This window comes from Streptomyces paromomycinus, from assembly GCF_003865155.1.
In the GTDB taxonomy this organism is placed as follows: domain Bacteria; phylum Actinomycetota; class Actinomycetes; order Streptomycetales; family Streptomycetaceae; genus Streptomyces; species Streptomyces chrestomyceticus.
In genome coordinates this window covers 7,698,727-7,715,339 of the sequence record NZ_BHZD01000001.1, presented here as the reverse complement: position 1 = coordinate 7,715,339, position 16,613 = coordinate 7,698,727, and the positions used below count along the sequence as shown (strand labels likewise).

Below are 16,613 nucleotides of genomic sequence, written 5' to 3'. Positions count from 1 at the left end.
CTGCCACCCGACCGGAAGCCACCCGTCCGGCAGTATTTACACAGCCTCCTTTCCTATTCTTTTGCCGGCCGCCGGCACCGCGTCCCGCGCCACCCGTTCGCAACGCCGGAAAACGGCAAACGGCCCCCGGCGGCAATTGCCGCCGGGGGCCGTTCCGCTACCGAATGACCGCGCTCAGGACATCGGCCGCACGACCGGCCGGTGGCACGGCCCGGCCGGCGTCAGCCGATCTCCGCGCCGACCGCCTTCAGGGCCGCCGGGACCGGCTGGAAGTACGTCTCGCCGCCCGAGGAGCAGTTGCCGCTGCCGCCCGAGGTCAGGCCCACCGCGGACTCGCCGTCGTACAGCGCGCCGCCGCTGTCGCCGGGCTCGGCGCAGACGTCGGTCTGGATCAGCCCTTCGACCGTCCCCTCCTGGTAGTTGACGCTCGCGTTGAGCGCCTTGACCGTCCCGTCGTGCACCTGGGTGGTGCTGCCGCTGCGCGTGACCTTCTGGCCGACGGTCGCCTCGGCGGCCTTGGTGATCTTCTGCGGGCTGCCGCCGTAGGTGTTCACCTCGCTCGGGTGCGCGATGTCCGCGGTGTACTTGGCGATGGCGTAGTCACTGCCCGGGAACTTGGAGTCCTCGGTACTGGCGATCTCCTGGCCGCCCTGCTTGTCCGACCACGACTTGACGGCGTTGCCGCAGTGCCCGGCGGTCAGGAAGTAGGGCTGGCCGCCCTTGACGACGTTGAAGCCGAGCGAGCAGCGGGAGCTGCTCCCCCAGATCGCGTCACCGCCGGCGATGAACGGGGTGAACTCGCTCTTGCTGTGCCGGAGCGTGGCCTTGCTGCCCAGGCTCTTGACGACCTTGTTCAGTTTGTCGAGCTTCGCGCCCGAGACCGTGCGGTCGGCGGTGACGACGACCTTGTTGGTCCGCGGGTCCATCGCCCAGGCCGTACCCGGGATGGTGGCCTGCTGCTTGAGCGTCTGCCGGGCCGCGTCGAGCTGGGCGAGGCTGTGCCGGACCATTCTCGCCTCGGCGCCCTTGGCCCGTACGGCGTCGGCCGCCGCCCGGTCGACGACGTTGACGACCAGCTTCTTCGCCGCCGCGTCGTAGTACGAACCGGCCGCGTGGCCGTCGAGCTGGGATGCGAGCGCGGTGGCCGCGGCGGGTGTCAGCTGCTTCGCGGCCGGCCCGTCCGCCGCGTTGGCGTTGGCCAGGGTGAGCGTCGCGGTGGCCGCGAGGGCCAGCGCGCCCGCGCCGGCCAGGACTGCGCGCCGCTGAGTATTCCGTCGGTGCTTCAACTCAATGCCTTCCGTGGGGGATGGGCCGCGGTGTGTGGGGGGCCGCGGGCCCGGAGGGTGTTGAGGAACAGACACGGAACGGGAGTTGCCTGCGCAGCCTGCCGCAGGAAGTCGCGTCCATGCCAATGCGCGGTCTTGAGTATTCCGATTAACGGGGCTCGCGCACAAGAACGAGATCCGGTCTGGAGAACGGAACGCGTCCGACCGGTCGTTCGCCCCGCGTTCCGATATCCGCGCACGTCGTTTCCCTGTGCGGACACCAAACGAACACTTTGGAGTGGACCGGAACGGGCCTCAGGCGCGGTCTACACCTGTCCGAAAACCGACGCTCCAGGCCGGACTTCGCCCACCGGCGCCGGAAAGCCGCACCGGAGATTCAGCCCAGCGGGGGACTTCCTTCGCACACCAGGACAGTTTTTCCGCTCCCGGGAACCACCGCTCCCGTGTCAGGGGAGCTGTTCCGCCTCCGGCAACTCCTCCAGCGCGGCCGCCGCTTCGGCACCCGGCGCGGTTCCGGACACCGGGTCGGTGCGCGGCGCGGCCGCGGGCGCCGGACCGGGTTCCACGGCTTCCGGCCGGACGGCCGGCCCCGTCCCCGGCCCGGATTCCGGCGCGGCCCCGGCCCCGGCGCCGCGCCGCTCGTACGCCTCCGTCCGGGCCTGCGCCTGGAGACCGGAGCGCTCCAGGAAGCGCAGCAGCTCCACCGGGAACGGCAGCACGAGCGTGGAGTTCTTCTCGGCGGCGACCGCCACCACCGTCTGCAGCAGCCGCAGTTGCAGCGCGGCGGGCTGGTCGGACATCGCCTGGGCCGCCTCGGCCAGCTTCTTGGACGCCTGGAGTTCGGCGTCGGCGTTGATGACCCGGGCCCGCCGGTCGCGGGTGGCCTCCGCCTGGCGGGCCATCGACCGCTTCATGGTCTCCGGCAGCGACACGTCCTTGATCTCCACCCGGTCGATCTGCACGCCCCAGCCCAGCGCCGGGCTGTCGATCATCACTTCCAGCCCCTGGTTGAGCTTCTCCCGGTTGGAGAGCAGATCGTCGAGGTCGCTCTTGCCGATGATGGAGCGCAGCGAGGTCTGGGCGACCTGGGAGACCGCGAAGCGGTAGTCCTCGACCTTGACCACCGCGTCGGCGGCGTCCACGACCTTGAAGTAGACCACCGCGTCCACCCGGACCGTCACGTTGTCGTGGGTGATGCCCTCCTGGGCGGGCACCGGCATCGTGACGATCTGCATGTTGACCTTACGCATCCGGTCGACACCCGGGACGATCATGGTGAACCCCGGCTCGCGCGGGACCGACGTCAGCCTGCCCAGCCGCAGCACGACACCCCGTTCGTACTGCTTGACCACCCGCGCCGCCGCCACCACGTACAGCGCGCCCGCCGAAGCCAGCGCGATCCCGGCCGCCACCAGTTCCTCGACCATCACGGCCCCCTGCCGTATGCGCCCATGTCCGCGTTCGTGCCTGCGCACCACGGTATGACCGGCCCCGGGAACGGTCGAGGGTGCGCGTCGGCCCGGCTCCCGGCGCCGCGTTCCCGCCTGCCGCACGCCGGCGACGGGCCCCCGCCCGCGGGTGCGGACGGGGGCCCGGGTGCTGCCGGCTGCGTGGCGGCGGTGCGGTGTGCGAAGGCCGTCCGGGCGCGGCACGCCGGGACCGGGGCGGCCCCGGGCGTCGGTACCGGACGGCCCGGGGCGTCAGTAGATGCTGACCCCGTACGCGCTGATCGCTTCGGTGACCGGCTGGAAGTACGTGGTGCCGCCGGAGGAGCAGTTGCCGCTGCCGCCGGAGGTCAGGCCGAGTGCCGTGCTCCCGGCGTACAGCGGGCCGCCGCTGTCGCCGGGTTCGGCGCACACGGTGGTCTTGATCATGCCGTAGACGATGTCGCCGTTGCCGTAGTTGACGGTGGCGTTCAGGCCGGTGACCTTGCCGGTGTGGGTGCCGGTGGTGGAGCCGCGGCGGGTGACGTTCTGGCCGACGGTCGCGTTGCCGGCCTTGGTGATGTCCTGGCCGCCGACCGTGCCCTCGTGCGACACGCTGCTGTTGCTGTACCGGACCAGGCCGTAGTCGTTGTTCGGGAAGCTGGAACCGGCGGTCGGGCCGATGCTCGTGGTGCGCGCGGAGTTGGTGTACCAGGGCGGGTTGCCGTCGGTGCAGTGACCGGCCGTCAGGAAGTAGTACGTGCTGCCCTTCTTGACGTTGAAGCCGAGGGAGCAGCGCCAGCTGGTCGCGTAGATGGCGTCGCCGCCGGAGATCAGCTTGCGCAGCACGCCGGGTGTGCGCTCCACCTTCAGCGCACCGGCGTTCGCGCCCGCGGCCTGCTTGATCTTGTCGAGCTGGGCCTCGGTGACCCGGCTGTCGGCCTGGACGACCACCTTGCCGGTCTTCGGGTCGACGGCCCAGGCGGTGCCCGCGACGTCCGCGGAGCGTACGGAGTCGCTCACGGCGGCGAGCTGGGACGCGCTGAACGTGGTGGGCGGGGCGGGTTCGCCCGCGTGGGCGGTCGGCAGGGCCATCGCGCCGATCGCGGCCAGCCCGGACGCGACGGCGATCAGCCGTCCGCGTCTCGCGATGCCGCTCCGGGGGGTAGTGCGCTCGAACCTCACTGCTACCTCCGAGGGGATCGGAAGACCTGCCGGTGGGCAGGTCCGTGTGCCGCTGCCCGGCGGGCCCGCGGGACTCCGCACGTCCTTCCGGTGCGGGCCCCGGACAGCGCTGCTCGGGAGTTTCGAGGGACCGGCCCGCCCGCGCAAGGGTGCCTTTCGGACGCCCGCCCGAAGTCCGTACGCATGCCCGCGCCGACCGCACCGGGCCTGTCCGCAACACACGTCCCGGCAGCATCAACTCACGCTGCCGGGACGGTGGTTGACCCCCTCGGTCGGAGGTTCGACGGTTCAGTCCGCGATACGGTTCCGCTCTCCCGCGCGCAGTGCGAAGGGCAGGGTGTTGCCGGGCGGCGGGAAGGGGCAGACGAAGTGGTCGGCGAAGGCGCAGGGCGGCAGCAGGGTGCGGTTGAGGTCCACCGGCACGGTGCCGTCGGCCGCGGGGGCCGGCGTCCGCAGGAAGCGGAAGCGGTAGCTGTCCGTGCCGCTGGTGGCGTCGGCGAGGACGGCCCACAGGGTGCCGTCGGCCTCGACCGCGACCTGGAGGGTGTGCTCGTCGCCGTCGAGGGTGAAGGCCAGTTCACCGGCCAGGCCCAGGCCCCGCTCCCGCCCGTCGGCGTTGGGCACCTGGACCGTGCGTGCCGCGCCGTACGGCCGGAACAGTCCGGGCCGTACCCAGCGCTCGTCATAGGGGAAGACGTCGATCCCGCCGAAGGCGCGCCGGGCCGCGGACTCGGGGTCGAAGATCCGTACGGCCCACTCCCCGTCGCGGCGCAGCACCGGCAGCCGCCGGCCGTCGTGCGTCACCCGGGCCGTCGCGGGGGCGCCGTCCGTGCCGAGCCGTACGGTGCCGTCCAGCGGGAGACCGTCGACGGTCAGCCCGTCGGCGGCGGCCGCGCGCAGGAGCACCGCGTCGCCGTCCGCGTTCCAGTGGCCCGGTACGCCGTCGAGGCGGCCGTCGGGGAAGGCGGCGAGCCAGTGGGTGGCGGTCAGGGCGAGCGGGCCGTACGGGAGGGCGATCTCGGCGGTGCGCCGCTCGTGCCAGGTCTGCCAGTGCCGCTCGGCCTGGGTGCCGGTGCTGCTCGTGGTGCTCATACGGTCAGTCCTTCCCTACGGGACGTACCGGATCCGGCAGCCCCAAGTGTGAGCGCAGTGTCGTGCCCGCGTATTCCGTCCGCAGCACGCCGCGCTCCTGGAGCAACGGCACCACCCGGTCGACGAAGTCGTCCAGACCGCCGGGGGTCAGATGCGGTACGAGGATGAAGCCGTCCGCCGCGCGGGCCGCCACGTAGGCGGTCATCTCCTCGGCGACGGCGGCGGGGGTGCCGACGAAGGACTGCCGCCCGGTCGTCTCGATCACGGTCTCCCGGATGGACAGGCCCTTGGCCTCGGACAGTGCCCGCCAGCGGTCGGCGAGCGCCTTCGGGTCGGCGATCCGGACGCGGCCCTGGGCGAGCTGGGAGCCGGGGTCCGGGTCGATGTCCGGCAGCGGCCCGTCCGGGTCGTACCCGGACAGGTCCACGCCCCAGACCTGTTCCAGGGCCAGCAGGGCGTTCTGCGGCGAGACCTGCTGCCGGCGGATCGTGGCGGCCCGTTCCTGGGCGTCGGCCGCGGTGTCGCCGAGGACGAAGGTGACGCCGGGCATGATCTTGAGGGAGTCGGCGGTACGGCCGTGGGCGGCCAGCCGGCCCTTGACGTCGGCGTAGAACTCCTGACCGGCCGCGAGCGTGCTGTGCCGGGAGAAGATCACGTCGGCGGTGGCGGCGGCGAAGTCGCGGCCGGCCGCCGAGTCGCCCGCCTGGATGATGACGGGGTGGCCCTGCGGGCTGCGCGGGAGGGTGAAGGCGCCCCGGACGCGGAAGTGCGGGCCGTGATGGGTGACCGGCCGCGGCACGCCCCCGGCCGTCCAGGAGTCCCACAGTGCGCGGGCGGTGGCGACGAACTCGGCGGCGCGGGTGTAGCGGTCGGCGTGGTCGAGGTAGCCGCCGCGGCGGAAGTTCTCGCCGGTGAACGCGTCGGAGGTGGTGACCACGTTCCAGGCGGCGCGGCCCGCGCTGAGGTGGTCCAGGGTCGCCAGCCGCCGGGCGAGCTCGTAGGGCTCGTTGAAGGTGGTGTTGACGGTGGCGGCCAGGCCCAGCCGGTCGGTGACGGCCGCCAGCGCGTTCAGTACGGTGATCGACTCCGGGCGGCCCAGCACGTCGAGGTCGTGGATGCGGCCCTTGTGCTCGCGCAGCCGCAGCCCCTCGGCGAGGAAGAAGAAGTCGAAGCGGCCGCGCTCGGCGGTACGGGCGAGGTGTTCGAAGGAGGCGAAGTCGATCTGCGAACCGGCCCTCGGGTCGGTCCAGACGGTGGTGTTGTTGACGCCGGGGAAGTGCGCCGCCAGGTGCATGCGCCGCAGGCCGGGCGCGGTGGCCGGGGCCGCGGGCGTGGGCTCGGGCGTGGGCGTTCGCACCGGCGTCGGCCTGGGCGTGGGCGCCGTACGGGGCGAGGTACGGGACGAGGTCGTGGTCACGAGGAGACCTTCCGGGCCGGGGCGTAGCGGTTGGCCGGGCGCGGCAGGCCGAGGTGCTCGCGCAGCGTCGTGCCCGGGTAGAAGCGGCGGAGCAGGCAGCGGTGCTGGAGCACCGGCACGGTGCCGTCGACGAGCAGCGCGAGGTCGCGCACGGGGTCGGCGGGCCGCAGGTGGAAGCCGTCGCCCGCGCCGTCCGCGTGCCAGTCGCCGAGCAGGTCGGCGAGTCCGACGGCGTCGCCGGAGGAGTACAGCTCGACCGGCAGCGAGGCGAGGACCAGCAGCCGGTCCGGGTCGCGGCCCAGGGCGCGGGCGCGTTCACGCAGGTCGGCGCGGGCGGCGGCCGCCGTGGCGGGGTCCTCCACCCGGACGAACGCGACGTCCGCGTGTGCTGCGGCCACCTGCCGCGCGGGCCGGGCGGTGGCGTCGACGGCGACGACCGGGCGGCCCTGCGGCGGCCTGGGGGTGATGGACGGCCCGCGTACGGAGAAGGAGGCACCGCGGAAGTCGACGTAGTGGAGCTTGTCGCGGTCGACGAACCGGCCCGTCGCGGTGTCGCGGATCTCCGCGTCGTCCTCCCAGCTGTCCCACAGCCGGGCGGCCACGTCGGCGACCTCGCCGGCCTCCCGCCACAGCGCGTCGGCGGGCGCGGCCTCCCGGCGGCCGAAGAGGCGGGCCTCGGCGGGGGTGCCGGACACCTCCACGGTCCAGCCCGCCCGGCCGCGGCTGACCCAGTCCAGGGTGTTCACGGCGATCGAGACGTGGAACGGCTCGGTGTGGGTGGTGGTGACGGCCGGGACCAGGCCGACGCGGCCGGTGCGCGGCGCGACCCGGGCGAGGACGGCGAGCGCGTCCGGGCCCGGCCGGGCGAAGGAGTCGCCGAGGGTGACGAAGTCCAGGGTGCCGCGCTCGGCGAGCCGGGCCAGGCGGACGTAGTGCTCGGGGTCGTGGACCGCGGTGGCGCGGCGGGCCCGGCGGGGCGGCCCGTCGAGCGCGAAGGCGAGGTGCAGGGGGCGCAGGGAGCAGGAGGGCTGGGGCATGGGACGGCCTTTCGTCGCTGTGCACGTGGGGTGGCGGGTGCCGTGGTGCTGCTCAGCCGGGTGGGCACCGGGCCGGCTCCGGTACGGCGTGCGCGCGCAGGAACCGCAGCAGGGCACGGGCGGTGGCGTCGTTCTGCCGGAAGGCGGGCGCGTTGGTGCGGGGCCGGGCGAAGGCGCCGGAGGCGCGGGCGTCGGTGTGCGGGCCGAGCGCGAAGCGGCGCGGGTGCGGCCGGCCGGTGCGGTCCAGCACCCGGCCGTCGCCCGGGTCGACGGCGAGCAGGCCGCTTCCGGTGGCGGCGGCCCCGTCGTCGTACAGGCCGCGCAACAAGGCGTCCTTCGTGTCCGTCACGGTGGGCTGCGGGAGCCGCGCCTCCACCAGCGCCCGGGCCTCGACGCGTACGTCCGGCACGCTGTCGCTCGTGGCCGAGAACACGCCGCGTTCCGGGTCGGCGGTGACGGTGGTGCCGGCGCCGAGGAAGCGCACCACTCCGGCGCGGGACAGCGCGAGCAGCTGCCGCAGGCGGGGGCCGGGCGGACCGGAGGCGAGGTGGCTGAAGAAGCCGTGCCACCAGGGGCCGTGGTCGCCGAGCCGTACGAGCTGTCCGTACACCGACAGCAGGGCGAGGAAAACGGCGAGGTCGGGGCTGTGGGCGGGGTTGTGCCGCCGGGCCAGGTCGGCCTCGATGTAACCGCGCAGCCCGTCCTGGAAGGCGTCCGCGCCGGGGAAGCGGACGCCTTGCAGCGGCCGGTCGAGGGCGTCCAGGTCGAGGTGGTCGGCGGGGTCGGGGACGGCGGCGGCGACCAGCGCCCGCAGGCCCGGGCCGAGCGGTTCGGCGGCCGCGTACTTTTCCTCGAAGGCGGCCCGGTCGGTGCGGACCCGCTCGGGGTGCGCGGTGAACAGCCGGTGGTAGTGGGCGTGGCCCAGCTCCTTGGCGATGAGCGGCCAGACGTCGCGCCGGAAGTCGTAGCCGCCGGGCCGGGCGAGGAGTTCGTCCACCTGCGCGGGCCCGAAGAAGCGCGGCAGCGGCGGCCGTTCGCCCCGGTAGGTGTAGCCGATCTTGGAGTGGTACGGCACGCCGCGCCGCGACCCGACGTACAGGACCGGCTCCTTCCCCGACGGCCGGTACACCGGCTCCCCGTCCGGCCCGGCCTCGTACGCCCCGCCGCGCCCCTCGGTGAGCAGCACCATCAGGTCGACGAAGGCGAGTCCGAAGCCGCGTACGAGCACCGGCTCGCCGGGGGCCAGGACGTCCAGGCCCGCGTCGGCGGTGAAGTCGGACGGCAGGTAGGTCAGGTGGTGGCGGGCGGCGAAGGCGGCCAGGTCCCGCTGTTCCGGCGGCGGCCGGCCGTCGAGGTGGCCGAGGGCGAGGACGACGAGGTCGGCGACGAGCGGGGTGGGGGCGCCCTCCAGCCACACCTGCTGCGGGCCGCCGCGCGGGCCCGTGACCCGTACCGCGCGGCAGCGGTGCTCGTGCACGACGACGCCCGGCGGCAGCGCGGCCACCGCCTGCTCGTACACCCACTCCAGGTAGGCGCTCTGCACCTGCCGCCCGGCGAATCCCTGCGGCCCCAACCCGCGTACGGCGTCCGCCAGTTCGCCGGGTACGGAGAGTTCCCCGGCGCGCACCCGGGCGGCCCACTCGGCGAGCGAGGGTCCGGGCCGCACCGGTCCCCGCAGCTCGACGGACGCGTCGGTGAACATGGTGACGTCCTCGGCCGTGGAGTTCATCCACAGCAGCGGGGACTGGTCGCGGCGCCAGACGCGCCCGCCGCCCGGCGGGTACGGGTCGACCAGGTGCAGGTCGAGGGGCGCGTCGCCGTACAGCTCGGGGGCGTTGGCGGCGATGCGCTCGATCAGCCCGGTGCCGCGCGGGCCCGCGCCGACGAGGACGACGGCGGGGCGGGCCGGGGCCCGGGACGGGGGGTGGAGGGGCCGCGGGGGCGGCGCGGAGTGCGGCGCGTGGCCGGTCGCAGACATGCGTGAAGGCTCCGTGGACGCAGTGATCCCACTGGGAGTTGAGCGTCTTCACACACGGGGCCCGGAGGCCGGCACCGGACCGCGCCCCTCAGCACGGCCGATCCCTGAGGCTATGTGCCCGGGACGCCCCGCTGTCAAGGCTGTCCGGACTGTGAGCAGCGGGGCACGTCATGGTTGACGGGAAACCGGATGCCTGTTCCACTTAGCCGCATGGACTCACGGCAGTGGCTGGTCACCCGCGACCACATCGACTTCGGTCGTGTGTGGTCGGCGTCCTGTTGAGCTGACCCGCTGCCCGCCCGCCGCCGTTCCGGCCGGGCCTTTCGCGGCTTCTCCTCCCGTCCGCCGCGCCTTCACACATCCGCGTCCCGCCGGCGCACCCCTCCCCTCGTAGCTCCACCCTGGTCCGTCGTTCCACGCTTCACCCTCGCTCCCCGCCTGCCCCGTCCGGCCCCGGTAACGCATTGTCGACAAAGTTCGGCGTCCGCGCTGCCGGGCCGGCGCCCGTCCCGGGTCAACACCGCGCCTCCATCCTGCGGCCGGCCGGGTTCACCTGACCCCCCTTACGGGGTGGAACGGGACACCCTCCGCACTCGGGCGGTTCGTATTCCGTCCGGTTTGGATGCAAGAACGATCGGGTACCGGTCGGCCACTGGACGTTCCGACACTCGATGTGACAGCCTTCACACGGTCAGTTCCCGCGACTCTTCCCAGTTCTGACGCCATGCCACCCTCTTTGCACCAGATGTGTCACGAACCCCCCGTGCGGCGGCTATCCACTTGGCAGAGCATCCGCATCATGGACGACGATAGAGGTGCGGACACACAGACCGCGGGTGAGAGGAGGCGTCAATGGGATCGGTACGCAAGGCAAGCGCCTGGCTGGGCCTCGTCGACGACAACGATGACGAGCGCTACTACGACGACGACTACGCCGAGGGGTCCGAGCCCGGCAGCACCGGGAACAGCCCCTGGGTGACCGACCCGCGCGTCCAGGTCGCCGACGAGAGCGCCCAGGACCAGGGCACCCGCATCGCCACCGTCACCCCGGAGGGCTTCGGGGACGCCCGCGGCATCGGAGAGCTGTTCCGGGACGGCATCCCCGTCATCGTCAACCTGACCGCGATGGACTCCTCCGACGCCAAGCGCGTGGTGGACTTCGCCGCCGGGCTGACCTTCGGGCTGCGCGGCTCCATCGAGCGGGTCGCCACGCGCGTCTTCCTGCTCACCCCGGCCGACTACCGCATCCTCAGCGGTGAGCCCGGCCGGCGCCGCCCCGAGGGCGGCTTCTTCAACCAGAGCTGAGCGCGGGGGCCGGTGCGTCGTTCCGGCCGGTGGCCGGGGCGGCCGACGCCCCCGGCCGCCGGCCGGCTCCGCTCAGCGGAACGCGTCCAGGCCGGTGAGCGCCTTGCCCAGCACGAGCTGGTGCATCTCGACGGTGCCCTCGTAGGTGAGCACCGATTCCAGGTTCGTCGCGTGCCGCATGACGGGGTACTCCAGCGAGATCCCGTTCGCGCCGAGGACCGTACGGGCCGTACGGCAGATCTCGATCGCCTCCCGCACGTTGTTGAGCTTGCCGAAACTGATCTGTTCCGGCCGCAGCCGTCCCGCGTCGAAACGCCGCCCCAGGTGGTGGGCGAGCAGGATGCCCTTGTGCAGTTCCACGGCCATGTCGGCCAGCTTGGCCTGGGTGAGCTGGAAGCCGCCGATGGGCTTGCCGAACTGCTCGCGGGTACGGGAGTACTCCAGCGCGGCCTCGAAGCTGGCGCGCGCGGCGCCCATCGCGCCCCACACGATGCCGTACCGGGCGTGGCCCAGGCAGCGCAGCGGGCCGCCCAGCCCCTTGGCGTCGGGGAGCACCGCGTCGGCCGGCAGCCGTACCTCGTCCAGGATCAGTTCGCTGGTGACCGAGGCGCGCAGCGACCACTTGTGCCGGATCTCGGGCGCGCTGAAGCCGGGGGTGCCGGCCGGGACGAGGAAGCCGCGGATACCGTCGTCGGTCTGTGCCCAGACCACCGCGACGCCGGCCACCGACCCGTTGGTGATCCACATCTTGCGGCCGGTGAGCACCCAGTCGCCGCCGTCCCGCTTGGCGTAGGTGCGCATGTCGCCGGGGTCGGAGCCGTGGTCCGGCTCGGTCAGGCCGAAGCAGCCGATGGTCTCGCCGGACGCCATGCCCGGCAGCCAGCGCTGTTTCTGCTCCTCGGAGCCGAAGCGCCAGATCGCGTACATGGCGAGCGAGCCCTGCACGGAGACCAGCGAGCGGATGCCGGAGTCGGCCGCCTCCAGTTCCAGGCAGGCCAGGCCGTACTGGACGTGCGAGGCGCCCGCGCAGCCGTAGCCGGTCAGTGCCATGCCGAGGGCGCCGAGGGAGCCCAGTTCGCGGGCCAGGTCCCGGATGCCGGGCAGTTCGCCCTGTTCGTACCACTCGGCGATGTGCGGCAGGACCCGGTCGCCGGCCCATCGGCGGACGGTGGCGCGTACCGCCCGGTCCTCGTCGCAGAGCAGGTCGTCGAGGCCCAGCGGGTCTTCCGCGTCGAAGGGCGGGAGCTTCGGGGACGGGGGTGCGGACATGGCGGGGCCTCCGGTAGCTGCGCGCGCACAAAAACTAGCGGTGTTAGTTATCCGGGTCCGACGTTACGGGCGGCCACGGCACGGCGGCAAGAGCCCCCGTCGTGGGGGCGGCCCCTGCCCGGCCGTTCCGCTCCCGTACGCGAAGCCCCTGCTCCCGTACGCGAAGCTCCCGCTCAGCGCCGTACTCCCCGCGCCGCTGCAGCCCCCGCCCCCGTTCCCTGGTTCCCGCTACCGTCCGGTGTTCGCGCGCGCCGGCTCCGGGCCGCAGTGCGTGCCGTCGCTGTCGGTCCGGTCCCCCGCGTCCGCGGCCCGCCGGGGCAGCCGCAACGCGATCGCCGCGCCGGCCAGCAGCAGCACGGCGCTGGTGACGAGTGTGACGTGCAGCCCGTGCACGAAGGAGCCCTGCGCGGCGTCGCGCAGCACCGACTTCGCCGTGCCGCCGAGCGAGGAGGCGACCTTGTACGCCTCGCCCAACGAGTGCGCGGCCGAGGCGGACGCCCGCTCCGGGACGCCGTCCACATGGGCCAGTCCCGGGGCGTAGGCGGCGTTCATGACGCTGCCGAGCAGGGCCACGCCGATGCCCGCGCCGAGCTGGTAGGAGGTCTCGCCGATGGCCGCCGCGCCGCCCGCCTGATCGGCGGGGGCCTCGCTGAGCATCGACTCGTAGGCGCCGAAGAGCGTGCTCTGGAAGCCGAAGCCGAGCAGGACGAAACCCAGCACGAGCAGCCAGGGGCGGTCCGTCTCGTCCATCGCGGTCAGGCAGAGGACGGCCGCGGCGGTGAGCACGAAGCCCAGCGACACCATCACCCGGGGCCCGACGGCCTGCAGCACCTTCGAGCCGGTGAGCCCGGCGGCCATCGCGGCGAAGACCAGCGGCAGCATCCGCAGCCCGGTCTCCAGCGGGCTCAGGCCGAGGACGAGCTGGAGGTACTGGACGGCTATGAGCTGGAGCCCGACGAGGGCGAGCATCGCCAGCACGATGCAGCCCACCGAGGTGCCGAAGGCCGGCCGGGCGAACAGCCGCATGTCGATGAGCGGATGCTCGCGCTTGCGCTGGCGCCGTACGAAGACGGTCAGCAGCAGGACACCGACGAGCATGGAGCCCAGCGTGGTCGGGCCGAGCAGCGTCTCGCCGCTGCCGATGCGCTTGACGCCGAGGACGACACCGAGCACACCGAGCGCCGCGACGACGGCGCCGACGGTGTCCCAGGGCCCGTTGCGCTCGCCCCGGGACTCCGGCAGCAGCCAGCGTCCTATCAGGGCCATGACCGCCATCATCGGGATGTTGATGAGGAAGACCGAGCCCCACCAGAAGTTCTCGACGAGGAAGCCGCCGAGGACCGGTCCGACGGCGGCGCCGACGGCGGCCACCGCGCTCCACACGCCGATGGCGACCGCCCGCTCGCGCCGGTCGGGGAAGACCTGGCGCAGGATCGACAGCGTGGCCGGCATGATCATCGCGCCGCCGATGCCGAGCAGGGCCCGGGCGATCATCAGCGTCTGCGGGTTGGGGGCCAGCGCGGCGGCGGCCGAGGCCGCGCCGAACAGGCCGTACCCCAGCAACAGGATGCGCCGGCGGCCCACCCGGTCGCCGAGCGTGCCGAAGAGGATGAGCAAGGACGCCGCGATCAGCGGATAGATGTCCACGATCCACAGCAGTTCCACCGGCCCGGGACGCAGATCCTCGGTGACCGACGGCACCGCCACGTACAGGATGGTGGTGTCCAGCGCGACGAACAGCAGGCTGACGCAGAGCACGACCAGTACGGTCCAGCGGTTGGCGCCGCCACCTCCATGCCGGGGAACACCCGCCGTCCGCTCGCTGCCGGACGTGGTCGTCCCGGACATTCGCGTACCTCCTGTCATGCTCTCGCGGCCGCGTGCCGGGGCGCGGGAGGCGCTCCGGCGGAACCGGCGGACGGGCGAGTTGAGACGTCAGACTACGCGAGTCGCGTGACGTGACGCGTGGCTCACCCCACGATGAGACGCTCGTCGCAGGGCCCGGCGGTTCCCATACCCGTTGACGGGCGGCGGACTCCGGCCACGGGATAATCGGCCGGATGAACGATCTTGCCCCCTTTCGCGGCCCGGAGCGGAACGGCCCCGTCCGGACGGACCGGCCCCGCTCCGCGCTGCGCCGGGCCGCCCCCGCCCTGCTGGTGTACGCCGCGATCCGGGCGCTGGGGCTCGTCGTACTGGCGGCCTGGTCCGCCGCGCGCGGCAAGAGCTGGCACACGCTGCTCACCGCCCGCTGGGACTCTCTCTGGTACACCCGGGTCGCCGAGCAGGGGTACGGCTACAGCGTCCAGCTCGCCAATGGGGACGTGCATTCGAACCTGGCGTTCTTCCCGCTGCTGCCGTGGCTGGAGCGCGGACTGTCCGCCGTGACGTCGCTGTCCGCCGCCGACGCCGGGCTGGCGGTGTCCTGGTTCGCGTCGCTCGCCGCCGCCTGGGCGCTGTACCTGACGGGCGAGCGGCTGCACGGGCCGCGGGCCGGTGTCGCGCTGGCGGCGCTGTGGGCGGCGCTGCCGGTGGGGATCGTGCAGTCGATGGCGTACTCGGAGTCGCTGTTCACCGCGCTCGCGGCGTGGGGGGTGTACTGCGTACTGACCGGGCGGTGGGTGACCGCGGGGGTGCTGGCCTCGCTGGCGGGGCTGACCCGGCCGGTGGGGGCCGCGGTGGTCGCGGCGGTGTGGATCACCGCGGCGGTGACACTGTGGCGGGACCGGACGACGGGGGCCGGGCCGGACGACGCACCGGGCGGCGGGGCGGGTGCCGAGCCGGGCGCCGGGCCGCTTCTGCGCAGGCACCGGCGGATGCTGCTGGGCGTACTGCTGGCACCGCTCGGCTGGTGCGGCTATTTCCTCTGGGTGGGTGTCCGGGAAGGCGGCCTCACCGCATATCTGGACGTCCAGGGCGGCTGGGGCAACGGTTTCGACGGCGGCGTCGCCTTCGCCTCCTTCCTGTGGGACCTCGGCTTTCCGGCGGGCCTCGGGCTGCTGGCCGGCGTCGCGCTGGTGGTCTGGCTGTACGTACTGGGCGCGCGCCGGGGGCAGCCGCTGCCGCTGCTCGTCTACGGCGGGGCCGTCCTGCTGCTGGCGCTGACGGCCAAGGGGTACTTCGGCTCCAAGCCGCGCCTGATGCTGCCCGCCTATCCCCTGCTGCTGCCGCTCGCCGCCGGGCTGGCGCGGTGGCGTCCGGCGGCGGCCTGGACGGTGACGGCCCTGGTCAGCGCGGGGTCGGCGGTGTACGGGGCGTTCTGGCTGAACGGTTCGGGCCCGCCGTGAACGGAGGATTCCCCTCCGTGAGCGCCCGCGCGGGGAAACGGACCGCGACGCCCGCGCGAATCGGCGATAAACTACTCCGGCGAATTGGGAAGAAGCCTCTCGGGACCTCCTTCGGCGCTCCTCCCGGAGGCAATCCGACAGCCGTTGAATTCCTTCCGAAATCCTCTGCCCAAAGTCACCTTTGAGACAGATTGCACATCACATCGTCATCACAAAGCTCACAGTTTGACCAAGCGCCGACATCACACGCGGTAACGTCGATTGAGTGCGTACCGATGACAAGCTCGACCAGATGGAGGAGCACCCGCCCGACCGCCCGCCGTCACGCATGACCCGGACCCGCTGGTGGCTGTTCGGGGGCACGCTCGCGGTGTACGTGGCGATCGTGGCCGGTGTGCTCGCCACCTCATGGCTGGTCACCTTCGACTGGCAGGCCATGCTCTTCCGGCCGTACAAGCAGTGGCCGGAGATCCACGCCTTCCTGGACTACTTCGTGGTCCTGGGCCAGCGCGGCCCCACCGCGGTCGCCGTGGCGGCCTGGCTGGGCTGGCGCTGCTGGCGGACCAAGAACCTCCACCCGCTGCTGGTGCTGGGCACCTCGCTGCTGCTGCTCAACATCACCGCGGGCGCCGCCAAGCTGGGCATGGGCCGGCTCGGCCCGCACTACGCGACCACCATCGGCGCCAACGAGATGTGGCTGGGCGGCGATATATTTCCTTCCGGACACACCGCCAACGCCGTCGTCACCTGGGGTGTCCTGGCCTATCTGGCGACCACTCCGCTGCGCCGCCGCGCACTCTCCGTGATCGCCGCGCTCGGCGCCCTGGGCGTCGGCATGACCACCGTCTACCTCGGTACCCACTGGGTCAGCGATGTGCTGCTGGGCTGGGCCGCCGGACTGCTGGTGCTGCTCGCACTGCCCTGGTTCGAGCCCGGAGTGGAGTGGGCCGAGTCCCGGCTGACGGCCCTGTGGCGGCAGCTGCGCACCCGCTGGCTGCCGGCGCCCGCGCCGCTCGCCCCGGCGCCCGCCCGCAGCGGCCTGTCCGCGCCGCGCCCGGCGCCGGAGGAAGAGGTGCTGGTCCGGGACGCGATGGGCGCCGCCAGGCCCGGTTCCCCCACCCGCGCCGCGGACAGCCGCCCGCACCATCCGCCGCGGCCGCACACGGTCCGCTCGGAGCGCACCCCGGTCACCCCGACCGGCAGCCGGCGCCCGCCGCACGCCGACCGCGCGCCGCGCACCGCGCCGCTCGCCCCGGCCCCGGTCCGCGGCCGCACCGGCGGCAGCTGACCGCCACCGGACCCGCGGGGACGGTACGCACAGCCTCTCCCCCGC

The 16,613-nt window shown here is 73.4% G+C and carries 12 protein-coding genes; 3 read left to right on the top strand and 9 right to left on the bottom strand.

Translation table 11 applies throughout. The features are described from left to right. Window positions 1-221: 221 nt before the first annotated feature. From OEIGOIKO_RS33265 to OEIGOIKO_RS33235, 7 genes are all read right to left on the bottom strand, one after another. Window positions 222-1,286 (bottom strand): S1 family peptidase, encoded by a 1,065-nt coding sequence (locus tag OEIGOIKO_RS33265; protein WP_125057141.1) that lies wholly within the window; start codon window positions 1,284-1,286, stop codon window positions 222-224. 446 nt (window positions 1,287-1,732) lie between these two features. Next, on the bottom strand, window positions 1,733-2,713 hold the full coding sequence (locus OEIGOIKO_RS33260; protein WP_125057140.1) for a slipin family protein: 981 nt from the start codon (window positions 2,711-2,713) through the stop codon (window positions 1,733-1,735). Window positions 2,714-2,986: 273 nt separating this feature from the next. Continuing rightward, a complete protein-coding gene (locus OEIGOIKO_RS33255) occupies window positions 2,987-3,895 on the bottom strand; it encodes a S1 family peptidase (protein WP_125057139.1) in 909 nt (302 codons plus the stop codon). A gap of 288 nt (window positions 3,896-4,183) precedes the next feature. Further along, the gene (locus tag OEIGOIKO_RS33250) at window positions 4,184-4,987 is read right to left on the bottom strand and encodes a DUF1684 domain-containing protein (protein ID WP_125057138.1); all 804 of its coding nucleotides are present in this window, start codon (window positions 4,985-4,987) and stop codon (window positions 4,184-4,186) included. Between the two features lie 4 nt (window positions 4,988-4,991). Then, on the bottom strand, window positions 4,992-6,281 hold the full coding sequence (locus tag OEIGOIKO_RS33245) for an NtaA/DmoA family FMN-dependent monooxygenase (protein ID WP_125059282.1): 1,290 nt from the start codon (window positions 6,279-6,281) through the stop codon (window positions 4,992-4,994). Between the two features lie 119 nt (window positions 6,282-6,400). Then, a complete protein-coding gene (locus OEIGOIKO_RS33240) occupies window positions 6,401-7,441 on the bottom strand; it encodes an LLM class flavin-dependent oxidoreductase (RefSeq protein WP_125057137.1) in 1,041 nt (346 codons plus the stop codon). A 52-nt stretch (window positions 7,442-7,493) separates the two neighbouring features. Beyond that, a complete protein-coding gene (locus tag OEIGOIKO_RS33235; RefSeq protein WP_125057136.1) occupies window positions 7,494-9,419 on the bottom strand; it encodes an FAD/NAD(P)-binding protein in 1,926 nt (641 codons plus the stop codon). An 852-nt stretch (window positions 9,420-10,271) separates the two neighbouring features. Between OEIGOIKO_RS33235 and OEIGOIKO_RS33230 the strand changes: the two genes are divergently transcribed. Next, on the top strand, window positions 10,272-10,724 hold the full coding sequence (locus OEIGOIKO_RS33230; RefSeq protein WP_030019475.1) for a cell division protein SepF: 453 nt from the start codon (window positions 10,272-10,274) through the stop codon (window positions 10,722-10,724). Window positions 10,725-10,796: 72 nt separating this feature from the next. Here the strand turns inward: OEIGOIKO_RS33230 and OEIGOIKO_RS33225 are convergent, their stop codons facing one another. Further along, window positions 10,797-11,993, bottom strand: coding sequence for an acyl-CoA dehydrogenase family protein (locus tag OEIGOIKO_RS33225; protein ID WP_125057135.1), 1,197 nt, complete (start codon window positions 11,991-11,993; stop codon window positions 10,797-10,799). A 228-nt stretch (window positions 11,994-12,221) separates the two neighbouring features. Continuing rightward, a complete protein-coding gene (locus tag OEIGOIKO_RS33220; protein WP_125057134.1) occupies window positions 12,222-13,841 on the bottom strand; it encodes an MFS transporter in 1,620 nt (539 codons plus the stop codon). A 212-nt stretch (window positions 13,842-14,053) separates the two neighbouring features. On the opposite strand from OEIGOIKO_RS33220, the gene OEIGOIKO_RS33215 reads away from it, so the two are divergent. Both OEIGOIKO_RS33215 and OEIGOIKO_RS33210 read left to right on the top strand, forming a co-directional pair. Further along, a complete protein-coding gene (locus OEIGOIKO_RS33215) occupies window positions 14,054-15,280 on the top strand; it encodes a hypothetical protein (RefSeq protein WP_125057133.1) in 1,227 nt (408 codons plus the stop codon). 265 nt (window positions 15,281-15,545) lie between these two features. Next, entirely contained in the window at window positions 15,546-16,568 is a 1,023-nt protein-coding gene (locus tag OEIGOIKO_RS33210; protein WP_174857258.1) for a phosphatase PAP2 family protein, read from the top strand. The last annotated feature ends 45 nt before the right edge of the window (window positions 16,569-16,613 follow it).